The sequence below is a fragment of the Leptotrichia sp. SK-5 genome, assembly GCF_055387215.1.
Map to the genome: position 1 here is coordinate 1,235,901 of NZ_AP028931.1, position 17,653 is coordinate 1,253,553.

Below are 17,653 nucleotides of genomic sequence, written 5' to 3' on the forward strand. Positions count from 1 at the left end.
TTGTAACTGATTGAGAATTAAAATAAAAATAGGTGATGAAATATGGCTTCAAGTAAAGAATATTTAAATTTTGTATTGGAACAGTTGTCGGAAGTGGAAAATATTAGATATAGAGCGATGATGGGGGAATATATTCTTTATTATAGGGAAAAAGTTATCGGTGGGATTTATGATGACAGGTTTCTTGTGAAGGCTGTAAAATCGGCGAAAGAACTTATGCCGAATGCTTTGCATGAAATTCCTTATGAGGGGGCAAAGGAAATGTTGCTTGTTGATGATGTTGAAAATAAAGAGTTTTTGAAGAATTTATTTGAAGCGATGTATGATGAACTTCCTGTTTTGAAGAAAAAAAAGAAATAATAGAAAGGTAAAATAGAAATGTCGAAAAAAGAAATTTTTAAAATTGGATCACATGTGGGAATGAGTGGGAAAGATATGCTTTTGGGATCGGTTAAGGAAGCGGTTTCTTATGGATCGAATACTTTTATGATTTATACTGGAGCACCGCAGAATACACGGAGAAAGCCGATTGAAGAGCTGAATATTGAGGCTGGGCTTAAACTTATGAAGGAGAATAATATTGATATTGACGATATTGTTGTGCATGCTCCTTATATAATTAATCTTGGGAATGCTGTAAAGCCTGAAACTTTTGAAATTGCAGTGCAGTTTTTGAGAACGGAGATTGAAAGGACAGATGCTATTGGCGCAAAAAGAATTGTTCTTCATCCAGGTGCTCACGTTGGAGAAGGTGAAGAAGTTGGGATTAATAAGATTATTGAAGGATTGAATGAAGTTTTGACAAAAGATCAGAAAACGACTGTGGCACTTGAAACGATGGCTGGAAAAGGTACAGAATGCGGGAGAAGTTTTGAAGAAATTGCAAAAATTATTGATGGTGTAAAATTGAAGGAAAAACTGACAGTTTGTTTTGATACTTGCCACGTTCACGATGCTGGATATGATATTGTAAACGATTTTGAAGGAGTTATTGAGCAGTTTGACAAAATTGTTGGAATTGACAGGATTTCAGTAATTCACTTGAATGATAGTAAGAATGTGTGTGGTGCACATAAAGATAGGCATGAAAATATAGGATTTGGAAACATTGGCTTTGAAGTGCTAAATAAAATTGCACATTTTGAGAAATTTTCTCATTTGCCAAAAATTCTGGAAACGCCTTATGTGGCTTTGAGCGATGATAAAAAGGCTAAGAAAGTTCCGCCGTATAAATTTGAGATTGAGATGCTTAGAGCTGGGAAGTTTGACAAAGATGTGATGGAGAAAATCAAAAATCAGTAAATTCTATTGGAATATGAAAGGAATTGATGCATGATAAAAAAAGGATTATTTTTATTGTTTTTGTTGTTTTTGGTTTCGTGTGGTAATAAAGAAGAAAAAATATATGAAAAAGAATTAATGAATATTCAAGTTAGCGGGTACGATAATTCTAAACAATTTAGTGATAGTGATGTAAAAGAGATAAAAAAGATGCTTCGGAAAAAATTTGCCAATTTAGAATTAATAGCCGTAACAAAAGATGGACGATTTTTTATAAGAAAAAATGTAACCGATGGTAATAATAAAGAATTAACAGGAAAAGAAGTTACAATTGATAGAGTAGATATTATTGATACCATTGGAGAATGGTGTGAGGAAAAGGGGATAGAGTTTAAATTTATAATTAATCAATTTTATGATAAAAAACAGAATAAAGAAATTAGTCGTTCAATTTATTATTCTCATATTTTACAAATCAAATACGAAGATGAAGATTATAAAAAAGCACTTAAAGAAGGGTTTTCTAAGTATTCAAGAGCTACAAGATTTTAGAATAGAAAATAATTTTTTAAATAAATAAAAAAATAGTAAAGTTTATATAAGATATGATAAATATACAGAAAGAAGTGATAAAAATGCTAAAAGATAAAGAATTGGCAAAAAAGGAATTGCTTGAAATATTTAACAGAAGATATGCGTGTAAAAAATATGATAAGACAAAAGTTGTTTCAGATGAAGATTTTATGGCAATTATTGAGGCAGGGCGACTTTCTCCTAGTTCTTTTGGGCTTGAACCTTGGAAATTTATTCTTGTGAAGAATGAGGGAATGCTGAATGATATGAGAGAGTTTGCTTGGGGAGCGATTAACAGCTTGAATGGGGCGAGCCATATTGTTATGGTGCTAGCTAGAAAAGGTGTTACTGGCGATAGCGGGTATTTTGAAAAAATTGGGAAGGAAATAAAAAATATTTCTGATGAAAATTTGAAGATTAGAAAAGAATTCTTTACAAAATTTCAAAAAGAGCATTTTAAGTTGCTGGAAAGTGAAAGAGCATTATTTGACTGGGCTTCAAAACAGACTTACATTGCAATGGTAAATATGATGAATATGGCTGCGGCTCTTGGGATTGACAGCTGTGCGATTGAAGGATTTAATAAAGAAATGGCTGAAAAATACTTCTCTGAAAAAGGTGTCTTTGATTTGAAGGAATATGGAATTTCATATTTTGTAAGTTTTGGGTATAGGGATGAAGATATTACTCCAAAAACTAGAAGAGAGCTGTTGGAAGTTTATGAGATTGTTGAGTAGTTTTTGAATACTTGAATTTTGAATATACCAAAATTGTAAAATTAATTTATTGCAGAAAGAGGATTTTTATGAAAAAAATTTTTGTAATGATGTTGCTGGTAACGGCATTTTCGTGTGGTAATAAAAATAATCAACATGAAAATAAAAATAAACCAAATAATACATCTGAACAGACGAATCAAAAGCAAGAAAGTTCAGAACAGATATCAGAAGGAACGAAGAAAAAAAGAATAGAAGCAGAAACAACTTATGAAAACGATTTAATGAAAGTTAAGGTTGATGGAGGTCCTGAATATAAACAATTAAGTGATAAAGATGTGACTGAAATAAAGCAGATTATCCAAAAAAAATTTAAAAATTCAGTAATAACTGCTGTAACAAACGATGGACGTTTTTTTATAGTGCAAGCAGTTAATGATCCTACAAATAAAGAAGAAACTGCTAAGGAAATTATTATTGATAGAGTTGATATTATTGAGACTATTGGGAAATGGTGCAAAGATAAAGGAACAAAATATAAATTTGTAATTGTTCAGTTTTTTGATTTAGATAAGAAAGAACGGATTAGCGAGTCCATATATTATTCATATATTTTAGAAAACCTTTATGAAAAGGAAGAATACAAGCAGGCAATAAGTGATGCTTTTGATAAATATAAAAGAGCTATAAGATATTGAGACAATGGATTTTTTGTTAGAATAAATCTGATTTAAACTACAGTTGTTTATAAATTCCTATAATTTCGAATCTTGGGTAAATTTAGACCTGTTGGAAATAGATCTTTTTATAAATAACAAGGATGAAATAAAAATATAAAGAAAGGTGTGTGTGTGATATTTTATATAATTATTTATATTCTTTATCATATAAAAAAATATGGATTTAAAAAAGGAAAATTTAAAAGATTTTATATTGACATTAAATCAAAAAGATATTAATGAGTTAATGGCAAAATCTGAAAAAGAAGAAGATAAAATTTTTTATAATAAGTTATTTAATTTAATTTTGGAAACAAAGCAGGATGAATTAATAAAAAAAGGTGTATTTTAATGAAAAAAGTTTTATATATTTTTGCGGGAGTAAATGGAGCAGGAAAATCAACCCTATACAATTCTGGAAATTTAGATGATAACATAAAATACAGTACGAGAATTAATACAGATGAAATTGTTAGAAAAATCGGAGATTGGAAGAATAATTCTGATCAAATAAAAGCAGCGAAAATAGCAATAAATTTAAGAAATGACTGCTTGAAGGATGGAAAATCGTTTAATGAAGAAACAACTCTAACTGGAAAAACGATTTTAAAAACTATTGATAAAGCAAAAGAATTAGGTTATGAATTACAACTATTCTATGTTGGTGTAAATAATCCTGAAATAGCAAAGGAAAGAATAAGAAATAGAGTAGAAAAAGGTGGTCATAATATAGCTGATGAAATAGTCGAAAAAAGATATTATGAATCTTTAAAAAATTTAAAACAGATGATTACAAAGTTTGATGAAGTTTACCTATATGATAATTCTATAAAATATAAACATATTTTTTCATTTATAAATAATAAAATTTTATATAAAGATAAAAATGTAAATTGGTCTAAAGAGGCTATAGAAGTAATTGAGAATAAAAAATAAAAAAATATATAAAAAAACATAAATTAATTAAATTTATTGGAATATCATAAAATCAAATTGTTGCACAATACTTTATTTTATTATATAATATACAAAGAATAACAAAATAGATAGGAGAAAAAAGAAAAAAATGTCAAATAGTGATAATAAAAGAGTAAGAGTTAGAATAGCACCGTCTCCAACTGGAGATCCGCACGTAGGAACTGCCTACATTGGACTATTTAATTATGCGTTTGCAAAACATAATGGCGGAGATTTTATTTTAAGAATAGAAGATACAGATAGAACGAGATTTTCAGGAGATTCGGAACAGCAAATTTTTGATGCGATGAAATGGCTTGGGTTAAATTATGATGAAGGTCCAGACGTTGGGGGAGAAGCAGGGCCTTATAGACAATCGGAAAGATTTTCGATTTATAAGGATTATGCTGAACAACTGGTGGAAAAAGGGGAAGCATATTATTGTTTCTGTACTGCTGAAAGATTACAGAAATTAAGAGAAAGACAAGCGGCTATGAAACAAGCACCAGGATATGACGGGCATTGCAGAAACTTGTCAAAAGAAGAAGTGGAAGCAAAATTAGCGGCTGGAGAGCCTTATGTTATTAGACTGAAAATGCCTTATGAAGGTGAAACTGTTGTAAATGATGGATTAAGAGGAGAAATTAGATTTGAAAACAGTAAAATTGACGATCAGGTACTACTAAAATCTGATGGATTCCCAACTTATCATTTGGCAAATATTGTTGATGATCATTTGATGGGGATAACTCACGTTATAAGAGCGGAAGAATGGATTTCTTCTACGCCTAAGCATATTCAATTATACAAAGCATTTGGATGGGATGAGCCAAAATGGTATCACATGCCACTTTTGAGAAATGCTGACAAAACTAAAATTTCAAAAAGAAAAAATCCAGTTTCATTGAACTATTATAAAGAAGAAGGTTATTTAAAAGAAGGATTGTTAAACTTCCTTGCACTTATGGGATGGAGCTTTGGAGAAAACAAGGAAATTTTTACTATTGATGAAATGATTCAAAATTTCTCATTTGATAAAATTTCTCTTGGAGGGCCTGTATTTGACTTAGTTAAATTAGGATGGGTAAACAATCATCACATGAGATTAAAGGATCTGGATGAATTGACAAAATTGGCTATTCCATATTTTGTGCAAGCTGGTTATTATGAAAATGAAAACTTGTCAGATGAAGAATTTTCAAAATTAAAAAGAATTGTGGAAATTACAAGGGAAGGTTCACAAACATTAAAGGAATTGCCAGTAAATGCGGCAATTTATTTTGAAGATGAATTTGAATTGCCAGTAATTGAGGAAGGAATGAATAAAAAGGAAAGAAAATCAATTGAAAAATTAACTTCTTCACTTGAAACAGAAACTGGTAAAAAATCTATCCAAATGTTTATTGAAAAAATCAATAAATTAAATGAAGAAATTTCAGAAGACGAAGCGAAACAAATCCTGCACGAACTGCAAGATGAAATTGGAGAAGGTCCAGCAGCAGTATTAATGCCACTTAGGGCAGTTATTACAGGAAAAGCCAGAGGAGCGGATTTATACACAGTAATTGCAGTTATTGGAAAAGAAAGAACATTGGCTAGGATAAATAATATTTTGAATAAATAATATTTTTTAAAGAGGATTACTAATATGTAGTTCTCTTTTTTGTGTTAATTTTTTTAACTATTTTTTAAAATTTTGTGGAAATTTTATTTCTTATGTGGTATAATTATCTTATACTAAATTCCATTTAAACAACGAATTTATTACAAATTTTTCTAATTAAAGGATAAAACTTAATATTTTCAAATAATTAAAACATAATTTTTACTTTTTAAACAGATTTTAGTATAAATTAATCCGTCGGAGCATTTTTCTGTGCTGGCAAAACTGTCTGAGCATAGCGAGTTTTTTGGCAGTGCAGAAAAATGTCGTAGACTAGCCATAGGTTGTAGGATTTGCGGCAATGAGCAATCCTACGAAAATAAAAAAGAAAAAACATAGTAATATGAAAAAATATTTATTAATAAAATATCCAAAAAATAATAAAAAATAATTTAGTTGAATGATTATGAGTTAATTATCAAACAATTCTATTATAAAAATTTATTCCTATTTTCAAAAGGGGTTTAGTATTAATTAGGAAATAAAAGATAAGGGGTGATAGTTATGGCTACAAGCAGTTTTTTCAAAAATTTAGAATTGAATAAGAAAGCAGCTGAAGAGCTGATTAAAATGATGGAAGAGGGATTTACTGTAAATAAAAATGAGGATTTAGAGATTAAGGTTAATGATGAAAAAACTATAGAAGCGATAGGTAAAAAATGGAATCTTAGAAAAAAGGGGACAAAATAATTGGAAAATATCAATTTAAAAAATTTTGTGAATACATATGAAGAAACAGATGTAAATAAAATGTTGAAAAATTTTAAAAGTATTTCTATTTCAAATAAAAAGAATGATATAGAGATATTTTTACAGGAAAAAGCGATCAAATTTGAAAAATCTTGTATTTCTTCCACATATCTTGTATACGATGATAATATTGAAGAAATGTTAGGATATTTTACTATTGCAAATAGAAGTTTAATTCTTTCAAAAGAAGAATTGAATGTGCTTTCAAAAACACAGCAAAAGAAACTGAGTAATAGCGGAAGTATATTAAAAAATGGTGATTTGATGACAAGTAGTTTTTTGTTGGGACAACTGGGGAAAAATTATTCAGATGATATTTTGAAAAAAATTACAGGAAAAGATTTACTAACTTCGGCATATAATTTGTTATTGAAGATAAAGGAATTGATAAATACTAAATATGTATGGTTGGAATGTCAGAATGAATCTAGATTGATTAATTTTTATAGAGATTTTGGATTTAAACTTTTGGAGCATATTATTTCTGATGAAGGATTGAAAGTAATGATAATGGATCTTAAATGAAGTATATTGAATTTATTTTTAAGATTAAATGGATAAAATTATAAGAATTTAAAAAAGTGATGTATAGAGTTTTAAACTTTTAAATATCACTTTTTTTATTTTATTTATATTGAAATTTATAATAAATGTTTTTTCTTTAATAAAATAAACTTTTTAGTTTTAATAAACTGGCGGAGCTTTTATAATTTAACTAGAATAATCCATAATTATTTAAGTTGAATTGTAAGAAATTTTTTAGTATAATTAGGTTACCAAAAGTTTCATTTACGAAAGGGGGAATATTATGTTAAAAAGAGCAAAAAAATTATATGAGAAATATAAAAAGACAAATATTACAGCAGAAGATTTGAAAAAGGCTGGAAAGTTGAAAAATAATTTAGGAGCAGTTGCATCAAAGTTTGGACTTCTTGTGAGAATGTTGCAAGCGGACAAAAGAGGGGAATTTAAGATTCCAACGATGGATAAGGTAAAAATTATTGGAGCGATTATTTATGTGATTTCGACAATTGATGCAGTGCCTGATATTTTGCCGATTATTGGGTTTGGTGATGATATAGGTGTTGTGGCGTATGTGATTTCAAAGCTGGGAAGTTTAATTTCTGAATATGAAAAATTTGAGCTTCAGAAGAAAAGGGAAGAGAAGGACAGAAATGTAGATTGGGATAATCTAAGGGTTGTAAATGAAGATTAGAAGTGGAGAAATATGAAAAAAGAAAATTTTTTGAGACAGTTTCCGAAAGAAATGGAGTATTTGGCTAGTAAATTGTATAATTGTTATGAAGTGGCAAAGGAATATGAGATTATGAGCTTTACTGAGGAGTTTTATACGCCGAATTTTTGGAAGAGGCTAGGAAAAAGGATGGATGGACTTAATGTTATTTGTGATGGAGTTTTTGCGGATAGTGATAGACGGCAAATTGCATTTGTGCCTGATAGTTTTATAGTTGGAAATAGAGATGTTTATGATAATTTTGAAAAAAATGGCAAAAGTTTGGTACAAGATGATGAAAAATTTGAAGATTATGCGGACTGTAATAATGAGTTTAATGAGAATAGTTTTCAATTTCCAAATAAATTGTTAAAAATATCAATAGATTCAAGATTTCGTGAATATCTTCATAAGGATTTTTTAGGAAGCCTTATGGGACTTAATATAAAAAGGGAGCTTATGGGAGACTTGATTTTGGAAAATGAGGGCAGGAAAATATCAGGGTATATTCCAGTATCAGAGAAAATTGCGGATTATATTATTTCGGAATTAAAGCAAATAGGAAAAGCGTCTTGTGAAATTGAAATTATTGACACAAAAAATAAAAATACTCTTCCGCAATATAAATATGATGATAAGTTAATTACAGTTCCCTCCAAGCGTCTGGACAGCATTGTTTCAACGATTACAAATTTATCTCGTACAAAAGTAATTGAGCCGATTGAAAAAGGAAAGGTTCTAGTTGATTATGTGGAAGAAAAGGATAAGTCTAGAATGCTTGAAATTGGGAGTTTGATTACGATTAGAGGGTTTGGGAAGTATAAATTGTTTTTGGATAAGGGGGAAACGAAAAAGGGGAAAGAACGGATACTTGTGAAGAAATACATTTAGAATTCAATAAAAATAAATATTCTAAAGCAAGGGGTCTTGACCACTTGTGGAAACACAAAAACTCAGGTTATCGAACATGTCTATTATTTATAACTTGGTTTAAATGTTTTAAAATAGAGAATGTTCTAAATTAAAGAAAGAAGGTAGAAAAATGAAAGATGTTACGCCAAAAAGTAATTTTGAAATATTGATAAGATGTCTTGTAATAGCAATTGGGATTGTTGCCGTGATTGCATTGCTGAAATTGGCACTTGCAGTATTTTTATCAGTTGCAGTATGGATAATTCCAATTGCATTGATATTATTTTTGTATGAAAAATTTAAAGAAAAATAGTTTTTTTAAAAAATTTTTATCAAATTGATAATTAAGTAATTTTAGGGCTTGAAAATATGTAACTTTTACATTTAGATTTGAAAAAGTATTATTATAAAAAATAGAAAAGGAATGAAAAGATGGAAAGAAGTGAAATAAAACAAGAATATAAATGGAATTTATCGGATATTTATGAAAATTATTCAGCTTGGGAAAAGGATTTTGAGAAAGTTAGTGAGCTGAAAAAAGAATTGGCTGGATTTAAAGGGCAATTTGGGAATGAAGGGAAGTTGTTGGAGTTTTTTCAGAAGCAGGAGGAAATGGATAAGATTTCTTATAAATTGTATCGGTATCCTCAGCTTGCGAGGGATTTGAACTCATCGGATAAGGACGCTGTGGAGCATTTGCAGAAGGTGCAGTTTTTGTTTGCAGAGATTTCTACTGAATTGTCTTGGGTAAATTCAGAACTGGTTGATAATCGTGAGAATATTGAAAAATGGATTGAAAAAAAAGAATTTGATGATTATAGATTTGGACTAAAAAATTTATTTAGACTGCAAAAGCATATTCTGGAAGAAAAGGAAAGCAAATTGCTATCGTACTACAGTTCATTTTTTTCAGCACCGAGAAGCATTTATTCGGAAGTTACTGTTACGGATGTGGAATGGCCTCAAGTTACCCTTAGCTCTGGAGAAAAAGTAGATGTAACGCCTGCCAATTATTCTAAAATTTTGTCTACAAATAGAAATCAGGAAGACAGAAAACTCATGTTTCAGACATTTTACACAATTTATGAAAAGAAAAAAAATACAATTGCTGCAATTTATAACTCAATTTTGCAAAAAGGAATTGCTTCAAAGAAAGCCTACAATTACGATTCATTTTTGTTAAGCCATCTGGAAAGTGACAATATTCCAGAAGAAATTTACTTAAATCTTGTAAATACAGCAAAAAATAATACAAAACCATTACAAAGATACTTAAAATTGAGAAAGAAAATTTTAGGACTTGAAAAATATTATAATTTTGATGGTTCAATTAATCTAATAGAATTTGACAAGGAATACGAGTATGATGATGCGAAGGAAATAGTGTTAAATTCAGTTGCTCCACTTGGAAAAGATTATGTAGAAAAAATGAAAAAAGCGATTTCAGAAGGCTGGCTGGATGTATTTGAGGCGAAAGGGAAAAGAACGGGAGCGTATTCTGCAGGAGTTTACGGAGTTCACCCATATATGCTTCTAAATTACAACAAGACTTTAGACAGCGTATTTACATTGGCACATGAGCTGGGACATACCTTGCACACTCTTTATTCAGATGAAAATCAGCCTTTCTCGATGGCAGACTACACAATTTTCGTAGCGGAAGTGGCTTCCACATTTAACGAAAGATTACTGCTTGACTATATGCTGGAAAATACCAATGATCCAAAAGAAAGAATCGCACTGCTGGAGCAGGAAATTGGAAATATTGTTGGAACATTCTATTTTCAGGCATTGCTAGCAGATTATGAATATCAGGCACACAAGCTGGCAGAAGCTGGAGAGCCGATTACAGTGGAAGTTTTAAGCAAAATTATGGAAGACTTGTTTGACAAATATTACGGCGATATAATCGAAAAAGATGATTTAATCTATATTTTCTGGGCAAGAGTTCCACACTTTTTCAACTCGCCATTTTACGTGTATCAATACGCCACTTGCTTTGCCTCATCAGCGATTTTATATGAAAAAATGATAAATTCAAGTGATGAAAGCGAGAAAAAACAAACACTAGACAAATACATCCAATTATTAAGCTCAGGAGGAAATGACTTCCCAATGGAACAGCTTAAAAAAGCAGGAGTTGACTTGTCAAAAATTGAAACAATCGAGGCTGTGGCAAAACAATTTGATTTGCTGTTAGATAAATTGGAAGTGGAGATTGGGAAGTTATAGAAAAATATCGAAATATAAAATAACTTGCATCCAAACTCAAAATATTGTATAATAAAAATATAAAAAAACACATAAATAGTTAATACATGAAATGGAATGATAATTTGATATAGAAAAAACAATACAAAAGGAGATGGTATATTTATGAAAAAAATAATTATGTTGGCTATATTGGCTATGACAGTGTTCAGCTGTAGTATTGTAGATGAATACAATGAAGCTAAGAGAGAAGCAGCTGAAAGAGGAGTGAAATGTTACAAACGTCCTAGTGGATATATATATTGTGAGGATAGATACGGAAATAGGGAATTCTAATGTATACTGCAAAGGTACAAAATAAGAAATAATGAATTTATATTAGGAAGGGCAGATGCTTCTTGTTTGGGGAGGATGTATCTTGCTCTTTTTATTTTAGTTAAATAATTGTATTTTTTAATAAATTTTGAATTACATACTATATTAATAAAGAATTAAATTTTTTGCCCTTAATATAGTTTCTATTTTATAATGGGATTTAGTATTAGACCATCTTATTTAATATTAATTTTTACTGTTTTTATTAGTTTTTTTCTTTTTTTCGCAGGATTGCTCATTGCCGCAAAACCTTATCTTGCATTAAAGGTTTATCCTAAAATTAAAATTGTGGCAAGATTGCTACGCAATACCTATGGCTAGACTACGACTTTTATTTATTCAACTCCGAAACTCCTCCTTTCAGTCGTCAAACAGTCGTAGTTGAACAAATAAAAGCTCCGTCGGTTTATTAAAAATTATACTTTAATTATTTTGAAATACTAAATTTTTATCCTTTGTTGGAAAAGTTTGTAATAAATTTTTTATTTAAATGGGATTTAGTATAAAATTAATTCTGTTTTCAATATTAATAATGTTGGTTTGTTGTATTGACAATGTAATTAAAAATTGATACAATGAAGAAAAAAAGGAGGTATTTGTTATGGCAAATGCAAATTTAAGTATTAGAGTTGATAAAGAAACAAAAGAAAAAGCGAACGAATTATTTAACAAATTTGGCTTGACAATGACAACCGCAGTAAATATGTTCTTAAAAACTGCAATTAGAGAAAATAGAATCCCTTTTGAATTGAAATTGGAAGAAGAGCCAAATGAAGTGACTTTAGAAGCAATGAGAGAAGCTGATAGAATTGCAAGAGATGATAGTGTAAAGGGATATGACAGCATAGAGGAGTTGAGAGAAGCACTTGGTGTATAAAATTAAATTTACAGGACAATTCAAGAAAGAATTGAAATTAGCCAAAAAGCAAGGAAAAGATATTAATAAACTATTTAAAATCGTTGATATTTTAGCTGAAAAGAAAGTATTAGACATTAAATATAAAGATCATGCATTAATCAGTAATTACAAAGGATTCAGAGAATGCCATATAGAACCTGATTGGCTATTAATATATAAATATTATGATGACATTTTAGTATTATCCTTATCTCGTTTAGGTTCACACTCAGAATTGTTTTAGTATGGTTCTGAAATTTGAAAAACATTAAATAAGCAAAATTCCGTTAAAGGAAAAATATATAAATAAAATAAGAAAAAACATTTATTAATAATAATATTTATAAATAAAATTATAAAAGTCTTTAAGATGAATAACTAAGAATTTTAACAAAGCTGTCAAATTAATTTATAGAATTTTATTTCTATTTTAAAAATCGGGTTTTGTATTATAAAAAAATATGGTATAATTATATGAAAAAGATTGAAAGAGAAGGTGATTTTGATGCAAAAAATTTTTAATAAAAAGATTGGTGTTTTGATTTTTTCTTTGGTATGTGCGGGATTGGCAAACGCTGCACCTGTAAGAAGTGAGAATGAAGCTTTGAGACTTGTGCAAAATTCAATAGCTAAGCATAAATTTGGTGGTAGTCAAGGGACAAAATGCATGAGATTTTATGTTGATGAAACTGATGAGGAATTTGAAATTGATGTGCGAAGTAATAATGCTAAATGCGGTGGAGATCCAAATGTTGAGCCACGTTTGTTCAGTTATACTGTAAATAAGAGAACTGGTAAACTTGCAACAGATAATTTTGATTATGCTAACAGTTTGGGGTTGGAATGGGACGGAAGCTATAATCCGATAGATTAATTGTAATTGTATTTAAAAAAAGAGTTGTCTAAATTGTTAAACTAGGCAACTCTAATTTTTTTTGCTAATTTTATATTTCAATTCTTTCAGTGATATTGAGTTTACTTTCAGCAAATCTTTATAAACGTTATTTAGGTGCTTAATTGCAGTTTTGTCGGTTGTTTTTATGCAAGTTTCGTGATTTAGCATAAATCCTGTATCGGTAAAGTTTAAGGAGCCTAAAAATGCAATTTTATTGTCAATTATGTAGATTTTGCTGTGAAGATTGTAGTTCTTGCTTAAAATATGAATATTAAAATTATCACGTAACGAATAGTAAAATTCGTTGTTTTTTATTGCTGTTCTTAGAAAAAATGTAAAAATTCCTAGAAAAATTGTTAAAACTAAAAGATTGTTTTTTGTAATTGGAAATACAGACTTTGTAAAGGAAATATCAAAAAGAAATAGTGTAAAAATTTCTAGTGCTGCAATCGACAAAATTAAATAAAACATTGTTAGTATGAGTTTTCCTAAGAGGACAATAAATTTTCCAAAACCTGGCATTGAATGATATTTAAATAAGTTTTTTCGTAAAAAAGGATAAATTTTTTCATTATCTTTTGAGACAATATTTACCTGCACGTCTTTATTTAATGAACTAAAAATATCTTCAGTTATCATATCCCCACTTAAAAAGGGAGAGATTACCGTGATTGATTTCTTGGCTTTTTGGATTGCATTTCGTACACTAATTCCAGCCTTTTTTCCGACATAGATGTCACAGGAAATCCCTTCTAAGAAAGGTTGCTCAGCTTTTGGAATATTTCTTGTTCTTGTAGTTTTTTTTGTTGTGTAGTTAGTTCGTTTTATTGTCTTTTTTTTCATCATTTTCTTTTATATCAGGACTTTTTAAAAAGTCAGAAATCTCCTTCATTGTTCGGTTATCTTTCAAAATACTCGTGTGAGTAGTATTATTAATAATTTTAAAATTATCAGATTCCATTTTTGCAGTTTCCAAAGGCACCATTCCATCGTCCTTTCCACGAATAATCATTGAATATAGCGGATTATTTGTCTTATTTCCAATCAGAATCATATAATCATAATTAGGTTCGCCAAGCTGATTTACAAAACTATCTTTTTTCGTGCTAAATTGGGGGACGACTTTTCCAAGCATAAATGGAAGTTTGTCTACAAATGGAACATCTGCTAGATGGCTTCCGTGCGATGGCGGAGAAATAAATACAACTTTTCCTAAATTTTCAAGAGGATTTTCCTTTAAATAATATCGTAAAATCCCAGTTCCCATCGAGTGTGCCACAAAATTAATCTTTATATTTTTTTGTGTATTTTCATCATTTTTTTTATCTTTTCGTTTACCATTTTCATCAATTTCATAATACTGATTTTCTATTTTTCTATGCAGATTGTCTGCATAAATCTGCCCGTTAATGTCCTCAATATTTGGCTTTATATAACGTTCAACAATCTCTTCAGCAGTGTCCTTAGTGGTAGGATACTGAATATTGATAACCCTGTAATTATTCTTAAATTTTTGTGCGATACTTTCCATATCCGAACTTTTCCCGTAAATACCGTGAAGAAGTACCATAAAATCCTGATTTTTTCGAGATTTATCATCTTTTTCATAGTAAGTCTTGATTTTATATTCATGGTAAAGAAGTCCAGCAACAACATTTTGGGTTGCAACTGCTCCAGCTACTGTAATTATTGAGCTAATTAATATATTTTTTGCTATTTTATTCATTTTATTTCCTTTATCTATTTTTATTTAAGTTGTAAAATTCAAAAATTCCCATTTCTCCAAGTTTTGCTACATATTCATCAATTTCTTTGATATATTCTGAAATTTTCTGTCCCTGTCCGCCAGTTGTGATAACGTAAGTGTTTGGAAAGAAGTTTTTGTATTGTGAAATCAATTCTTTTATTGAACCAACATTTCCGTAAAAGATACCAGCATTTATTTGTGAAATTGTATTTATTCCCAAAACTGTTTCAGGATTGGTAAATTCGATTTTTGGCAAGGCAGCGGTATTGCTAAACAAGGCATTTATTGAAAGTGTGATTCCAGGAAGAATGCAGCCACCCATATAAGTGGAATCTTTTATCATGTCAAAAGTTGTGGCTGTACCAAAATCAATTATTAAAAGTTCCTTTTCTGGATACAGTTTTTTTGCGGACAAAATGTCTACAATCCTGTCAGCACCGAGACCACGTTCCATATTTGGCAAAATTTTTATTTCATTTTCTACATTGTCAAGTGTTACAAACATTGGATTGATGTTAAAATATTTTTTTCCAAGCCTTGTAAAATTTTCGTTAATATTTGGAACAACTGATGAAATAACAATATTTTTAATATCTGAAATTTCTAAATTGCTGTTTTTTGCAAATTCCTTTAACATTACAAAATGAGTATCTTCGGTAAATTCCAGATGTGTTGGTATTCTGAAAGTTGCTAGAATATCGCCACTTTCATTATAAAAAATCGGTATAATATGTGTATTTCCAATATCAAATCCTAAAATCATTATTTTTCCTTTCTGTTAGTAAGTTTATTAAAAGATTAAACTCAAAATCTTGTCTAAATTTAAATATATAAAGATATTTTTTTATTTTATAAACAGATTAATATAAGCAACAATTGATAAAATAACGCCTATAATTGCTTCTCCACTCATTAATCCATTAGAAATTAAAAGCAGGTTTGAGTGAGATTTTTGTGAAATTCTGTTTCCAAAAAAACTTGCAAGTCCGCCTAAAAATACAGTTGAAGTTAAATAAAACGGCACATAGATTCCAATTCCAAAAGTTAAAACTGGTAAATTTAACAGGCTTAAAAGTAGTCCCGTTACAAGTCCAATAAAGAAAATATTCAAAAACGGAATTCCGTTTATTACTGTTGCAACAATGGAGGCTTGTAATGCTATCAAATCGGTATTTTCTACTGGACCGATAGTTTTATAGACTCTGAAAAATACAAAAAATAAGAATGTTATTACAAAAGAACTTGCAATTGAGCCGATTAATTCACCAAAAAGCTGTTCTGATGGATTTACTTTCATTTTGTAGCCTGATTTAAAGTCGTTTAGAATATCGCCAGAAAGTCCGCATGCGACAGCTATAATGCAAGCCAGTAAAAATAACGTCAGAGTGTTTAAGTTTGTAGAAAATTTTATTCCACCAATGTTTAATCCATTTAACATTTTATTTAAAAACGAAATTACTAGAATTGTGATTATGGCGTAAATTTCCATTGGATTAACTCCAGTCTTTCCAGTCGAATAACCTGCGATTATCGTGCATAAAATCGAGATTAATACTAAAACTAATGCAAGAAATATTGGAAGTTTATAAATAAAAATTATTATAATTACTGAAACGGCTGATAAAATAAATAATTTGGTAATGATACTTCTATTTTCTGAATTATTCTTTGATTTATTTGAAAAAATAATTTTTAAAATTACAGCAATTCCAATTCCAATCATAAATCCCATTCCAAAACTATTTTTCATAATGGGAAAATCAGCAATTTTAAACATTTTTGCAAGCGGTTCCCCAACAAAAATTACAGCAACGCCACCTAAAAACCAGACAAATGTATTTAAAAATCCAAGCACATACCCGATTCCGACTAAAAGAGGCGACACATAAAAGCTGAAAGGCACATTTTTTAGTGAAACTAATGCTGGAATAATAGGAGCTTTTCCCTTTGTAAAGCTGAAATCACGGAAAAGGGCGACAATTGAGCTAAATAACGTTCCAAATGAAACATAATGAAAACTCGCAGTATTTTTACCAGAATTTACAAGATTGTAAGCCGCTTCCCCAATTGGAAATTCCAAATCTTCTTCTTCAATTAACTTTGAACGAAAAATGTAGGACAAAAACGAACCTGCAATGCTTCCAGTCAAAATTGTGATAAAAAGCAGCCGCTGATTTATGTCTGTTAATTTTCCGCCTAAAATAATGTAGGCTGGAACTGTAAAGGCAACTCCTCCCGCCACCATTGAACCAGCACTCATAATGGTATGTGTAATTGTAATTTCCTTATTATTTGTCTTTTTAAAGAATTTTAGCGCCATCATTGATAAAAGTGTAACCATTATCGTTGGCCATGGTAATGCTCCAAATTTGAGTACGATATAAAAAGAGCTGGCAGATACAAGTATTGCTCCGATAATTCCAATTAAAATTGATTCAAATGTTATATTTAATCCGCTACTTTTATTGTTATTTTTTTTTGCTGCTCTCTTTTTTTCCATTAAGTTTCCTCCTCATTTTGTTATTAAATTTTACTTCATTTTTGGGGTGTTTGTCAATGGAATTTTCTTTTATTGTTTGTTAAATTTAGAAAGAAAAAAGCCAAAATAAAATTTTGATATAAATATCTAACACACAGTTTAACATAACTTGGAAATTTTAAAAGAATTATAAGAAATGATTATTGAAACTTCTTTAAAACTAAACTCAAAAGCTAGATTTTT

At 29.4% G+C, this 17,653-nt stretch carries 23 protein-coding genes; 19 read left to right on the plus strand and 4 right to left on the minus strand.

Annotation, left to right across the window (positions count from 1 at the left end; genetic code table 11):
• Window positions 1-42: 42 nt before the first annotated feature.
• The 19 genes from ACZ5B9_RS06260 (at window position 43) to ACZ5B9_RS06350 (ending at window position 13,163) form a co-directional block, all read left to right on the plus strand.
• Entirely contained in the window at window positions 43-360 is a 318-nt protein-coding gene (locus ACZ5B9_RS06260; protein WP_147005464.1) for a TfoX/Sxy family protein, read from the plus strand.
• Between the two features lie 18 nt (window positions 361-378).
• Window positions 379-1,302: a deoxyribonuclease IV gene (locus tag ACZ5B9_RS06265; protein ID WP_464423843.1), complete on the plus strand. Its 924-nt coding sequence runs from the start codon at window positions 379-381 to the stop codon at window positions 1,300-1,302.
• Window positions 1,303-1,332: 30 nt separating this feature from the next.
• Window positions 1,333-1,833 (plus strand): hypothetical protein, encoded by a 501-nt coding sequence (locus ACZ5B9_RS06270; protein WP_464423845.1) that lies wholly within the window; start codon window positions 1,333-1,335, stop codon window positions 1,831-1,833.
• Window positions 1,834-1,916: 83 nt separating this feature from the next.
• The gene (locus ACZ5B9_RS06275; protein ID WP_464423847.1) at window positions 1,917-2,591 is read left to right on the plus strand and encodes an NAD(P)H-dependent oxidoreductase; all 675 of its coding nucleotides are present in this window, start codon (window positions 1,917-1,919) and stop codon (window positions 2,589-2,591) included.
• Window positions 2,592-2,659: 68 nt separating this feature from the next.
• On the plus strand, window positions 2,660-3,268 hold the full coding sequence (locus ACZ5B9_RS06280) for a hypothetical protein (RefSeq protein ID WP_464423849.1): 609 nt from the start codon (window positions 2,660-2,662) through the stop codon (window positions 3,266-3,268).
• Window positions 3,269-3,467: 199 nt separating this feature from the next.
• Window positions 3,468-3,641, plus strand: coding sequence for a GNAT family acetyltransferase (locus tag ACZ5B9_RS06285; RefSeq protein ID WP_464423851.1), 174 nt, complete (start codon window positions 3,468-3,470; stop codon window positions 3,639-3,641).
• Window positions 3,641-4,225, plus strand: coding sequence for a zeta toxin family protein (locus ACZ5B9_RS06290; protein ID WP_464423853.1), 585 nt, complete (start codon window positions 3,641-3,643; stop codon window positions 4,223-4,225). Before ACZ5B9_RS06285 ends, ACZ5B9_RS06290 begins: the two co-directional genes overlap by 1 nt.
• Window positions 4,226-4,355: 130 nt before the next feature.
• Window positions 4,356-5,870: a glutamate--tRNA ligase gene (gene gltX, locus ACZ5B9_RS06295; protein ID WP_464423855.1), complete on the plus strand. Its 1,515-nt coding sequence runs from the start codon at window positions 4,356-4,358 to the stop codon at window positions 5,868-5,870.
• A gap of 252 nt (window positions 5,871-6,122) precedes the next feature.
• Window positions 6,123-6,248, plus strand: coding sequence for a hypothetical protein (locus tag ACZ5B9_RS06300; protein ID WP_282705127.1), 126 nt, complete (start codon window positions 6,123-6,125; stop codon window positions 6,246-6,248).
• A gap of 165 nt (window positions 6,249-6,413) precedes the next feature.
• Window positions 6,414-6,599: a hypothetical protein gene (locus ACZ5B9_RS06305; protein ID WP_464423857.1), complete on the plus strand. Its 186-nt coding sequence runs from the start codon at window positions 6,414-6,416 to the stop codon at window positions 6,597-6,599.
• Window positions 6,600-7,184, plus strand: coding sequence for a GNAT family N-acetyltransferase (locus ACZ5B9_RS06310; RefSeq protein ID WP_464423859.1), 585 nt, complete (start codon window positions 6,600-6,602; stop codon window positions 7,182-7,184).
• Window positions 7,185-7,467: 283 nt separating this feature from the next.
• The gene (locus tag ACZ5B9_RS06315; protein ID WP_071124777.1) at window positions 7,468-7,875 is read left to right on the plus strand and encodes a YkvA family protein; all 408 of its coding nucleotides are present in this window, start codon (window positions 7,468-7,470) and stop codon (window positions 7,873-7,875) included.
• A 12-nt stretch (window positions 7,876-7,887) separates the two neighbouring features.
• Entirely contained in the window at window positions 7,888-8,784 is an 897-nt protein-coding gene (locus ACZ5B9_RS06320; RefSeq protein ID WP_464423861.1) for a YlmH family RNA-binding protein, read from the plus strand.
• Window positions 8,785-8,935: 151 nt separating this feature from the next.
• Window positions 8,936-9,118 carry a hypothetical protein gene (locus ACZ5B9_RS06325; RefSeq protein ID WP_464423863.1) on the plus strand — a complete coding sequence of 61 codons (183 nt, stop codon included), beginning with the start codon at window positions 8,936-8,938 and terminating at the stop codon, window positions 9,116-9,118.
• Window positions 9,119-9,237: 119 nt separating this feature from the next.
• Window positions 9,238-11,037 (plus strand): oligoendopeptidase F, encoded by a 1,800-nt coding sequence (gene pepF / locus ACZ5B9_RS06330; RefSeq protein ID WP_464423865.1) that lies wholly within the window; start codon window positions 9,238-9,240, stop codon window positions 11,035-11,037.
• A gap of 144 nt (window positions 11,038-11,181) precedes the next feature.
• Window positions 11,182-11,352 (plus strand): hypothetical protein, encoded by a 171-nt coding sequence (locus ACZ5B9_RS06335; RefSeq protein WP_314293549.1) that lies wholly within the window; start codon window positions 11,182-11,184, stop codon window positions 11,350-11,352.
• Between the two features lie 640 nt (window positions 11,353-11,992).
• Complete coding sequence (locus tag ACZ5B9_RS06340) at window positions 11,993-12,268, plus strand: type II toxin-antitoxin system RelB/DinJ family antitoxin (RefSeq protein WP_006804298.1); 276 nt, start codon at window positions 11,993-11,995, stop codon at window positions 12,266-12,268.
• Complete coding sequence (locus ACZ5B9_RS06345) at window positions 12,261-12,533, plus strand: type II toxin-antitoxin system YafQ family toxin (protein WP_372582553.1); 273 nt, start codon at window positions 12,261-12,263, stop codon at window positions 12,531-12,533. Before ACZ5B9_RS06340 ends, ACZ5B9_RS06345 begins: the two co-directional genes overlap by 8 nt.
• 261 nt (window positions 12,534-12,794) lie before the next feature.
• Complete coding sequence (locus ACZ5B9_RS06350; protein ID WP_374141312.1) at window positions 12,795-13,163, plus strand: hypothetical protein; 369 nt, start codon at window positions 12,795-12,797, stop codon at window positions 13,161-13,163.
• A 51-nt stretch (window positions 13,164-13,214) separates the two neighbouring features.
• Here ACZ5B9_RS06350 and ACZ5B9_RS06355 read toward each other — a convergent pair whose 3' ends face one another.
• The 4 genes from ACZ5B9_RS06355 to ACZ5B9_RS06370 all read right to left on the minus strand — a co-directional run bounded on the left by ACZ5B9_RS06355 (window position 13,215) and on the right by ACZ5B9_RS06370 (window position 17,431).
• Window positions 13,215-14,027, minus strand: a complete 813-nt coding sequence (locus ACZ5B9_RS06355; protein WP_464423868.1) for a phospholipase D-like domain-containing protein — start codon at window positions 14,025-14,027, stop codon at window positions 13,215-13,217.
• Window positions 13,999-14,910 (minus strand): esterase/lipase family protein, encoded by a 912-nt coding sequence (locus tag ACZ5B9_RS06360; RefSeq protein ID WP_464423870.1) that lies wholly within the window; start codon window positions 14,908-14,910, stop codon window positions 13,999-14,001. The genes ACZ5B9_RS06355 and ACZ5B9_RS06360 overlap by 29 nt, the downstream gene beginning before the upstream one ends.
• Before the next feature lie 10 nt (window positions 14,911-14,920).
• A complete protein-coding gene (locus ACZ5B9_RS06365; protein WP_464423872.1) occupies window positions 14,921-15,694 on the minus strand; it encodes a type III pantothenate kinase in 774 nt (257 codons plus the stop codon).
• Window positions 15,695-15,775: 81 nt separating this feature from the next.
• Window positions 15,776-17,431, minus strand: coding sequence for an OPT/YSL family transporter (locus ACZ5B9_RS06370; protein WP_464423874.1), 1,656 nt, complete (start codon window positions 17,429-17,431; stop codon window positions 15,776-15,778).
• Between the last annotated feature and the right edge of the window lie 222 nt (window positions 17,432-17,653).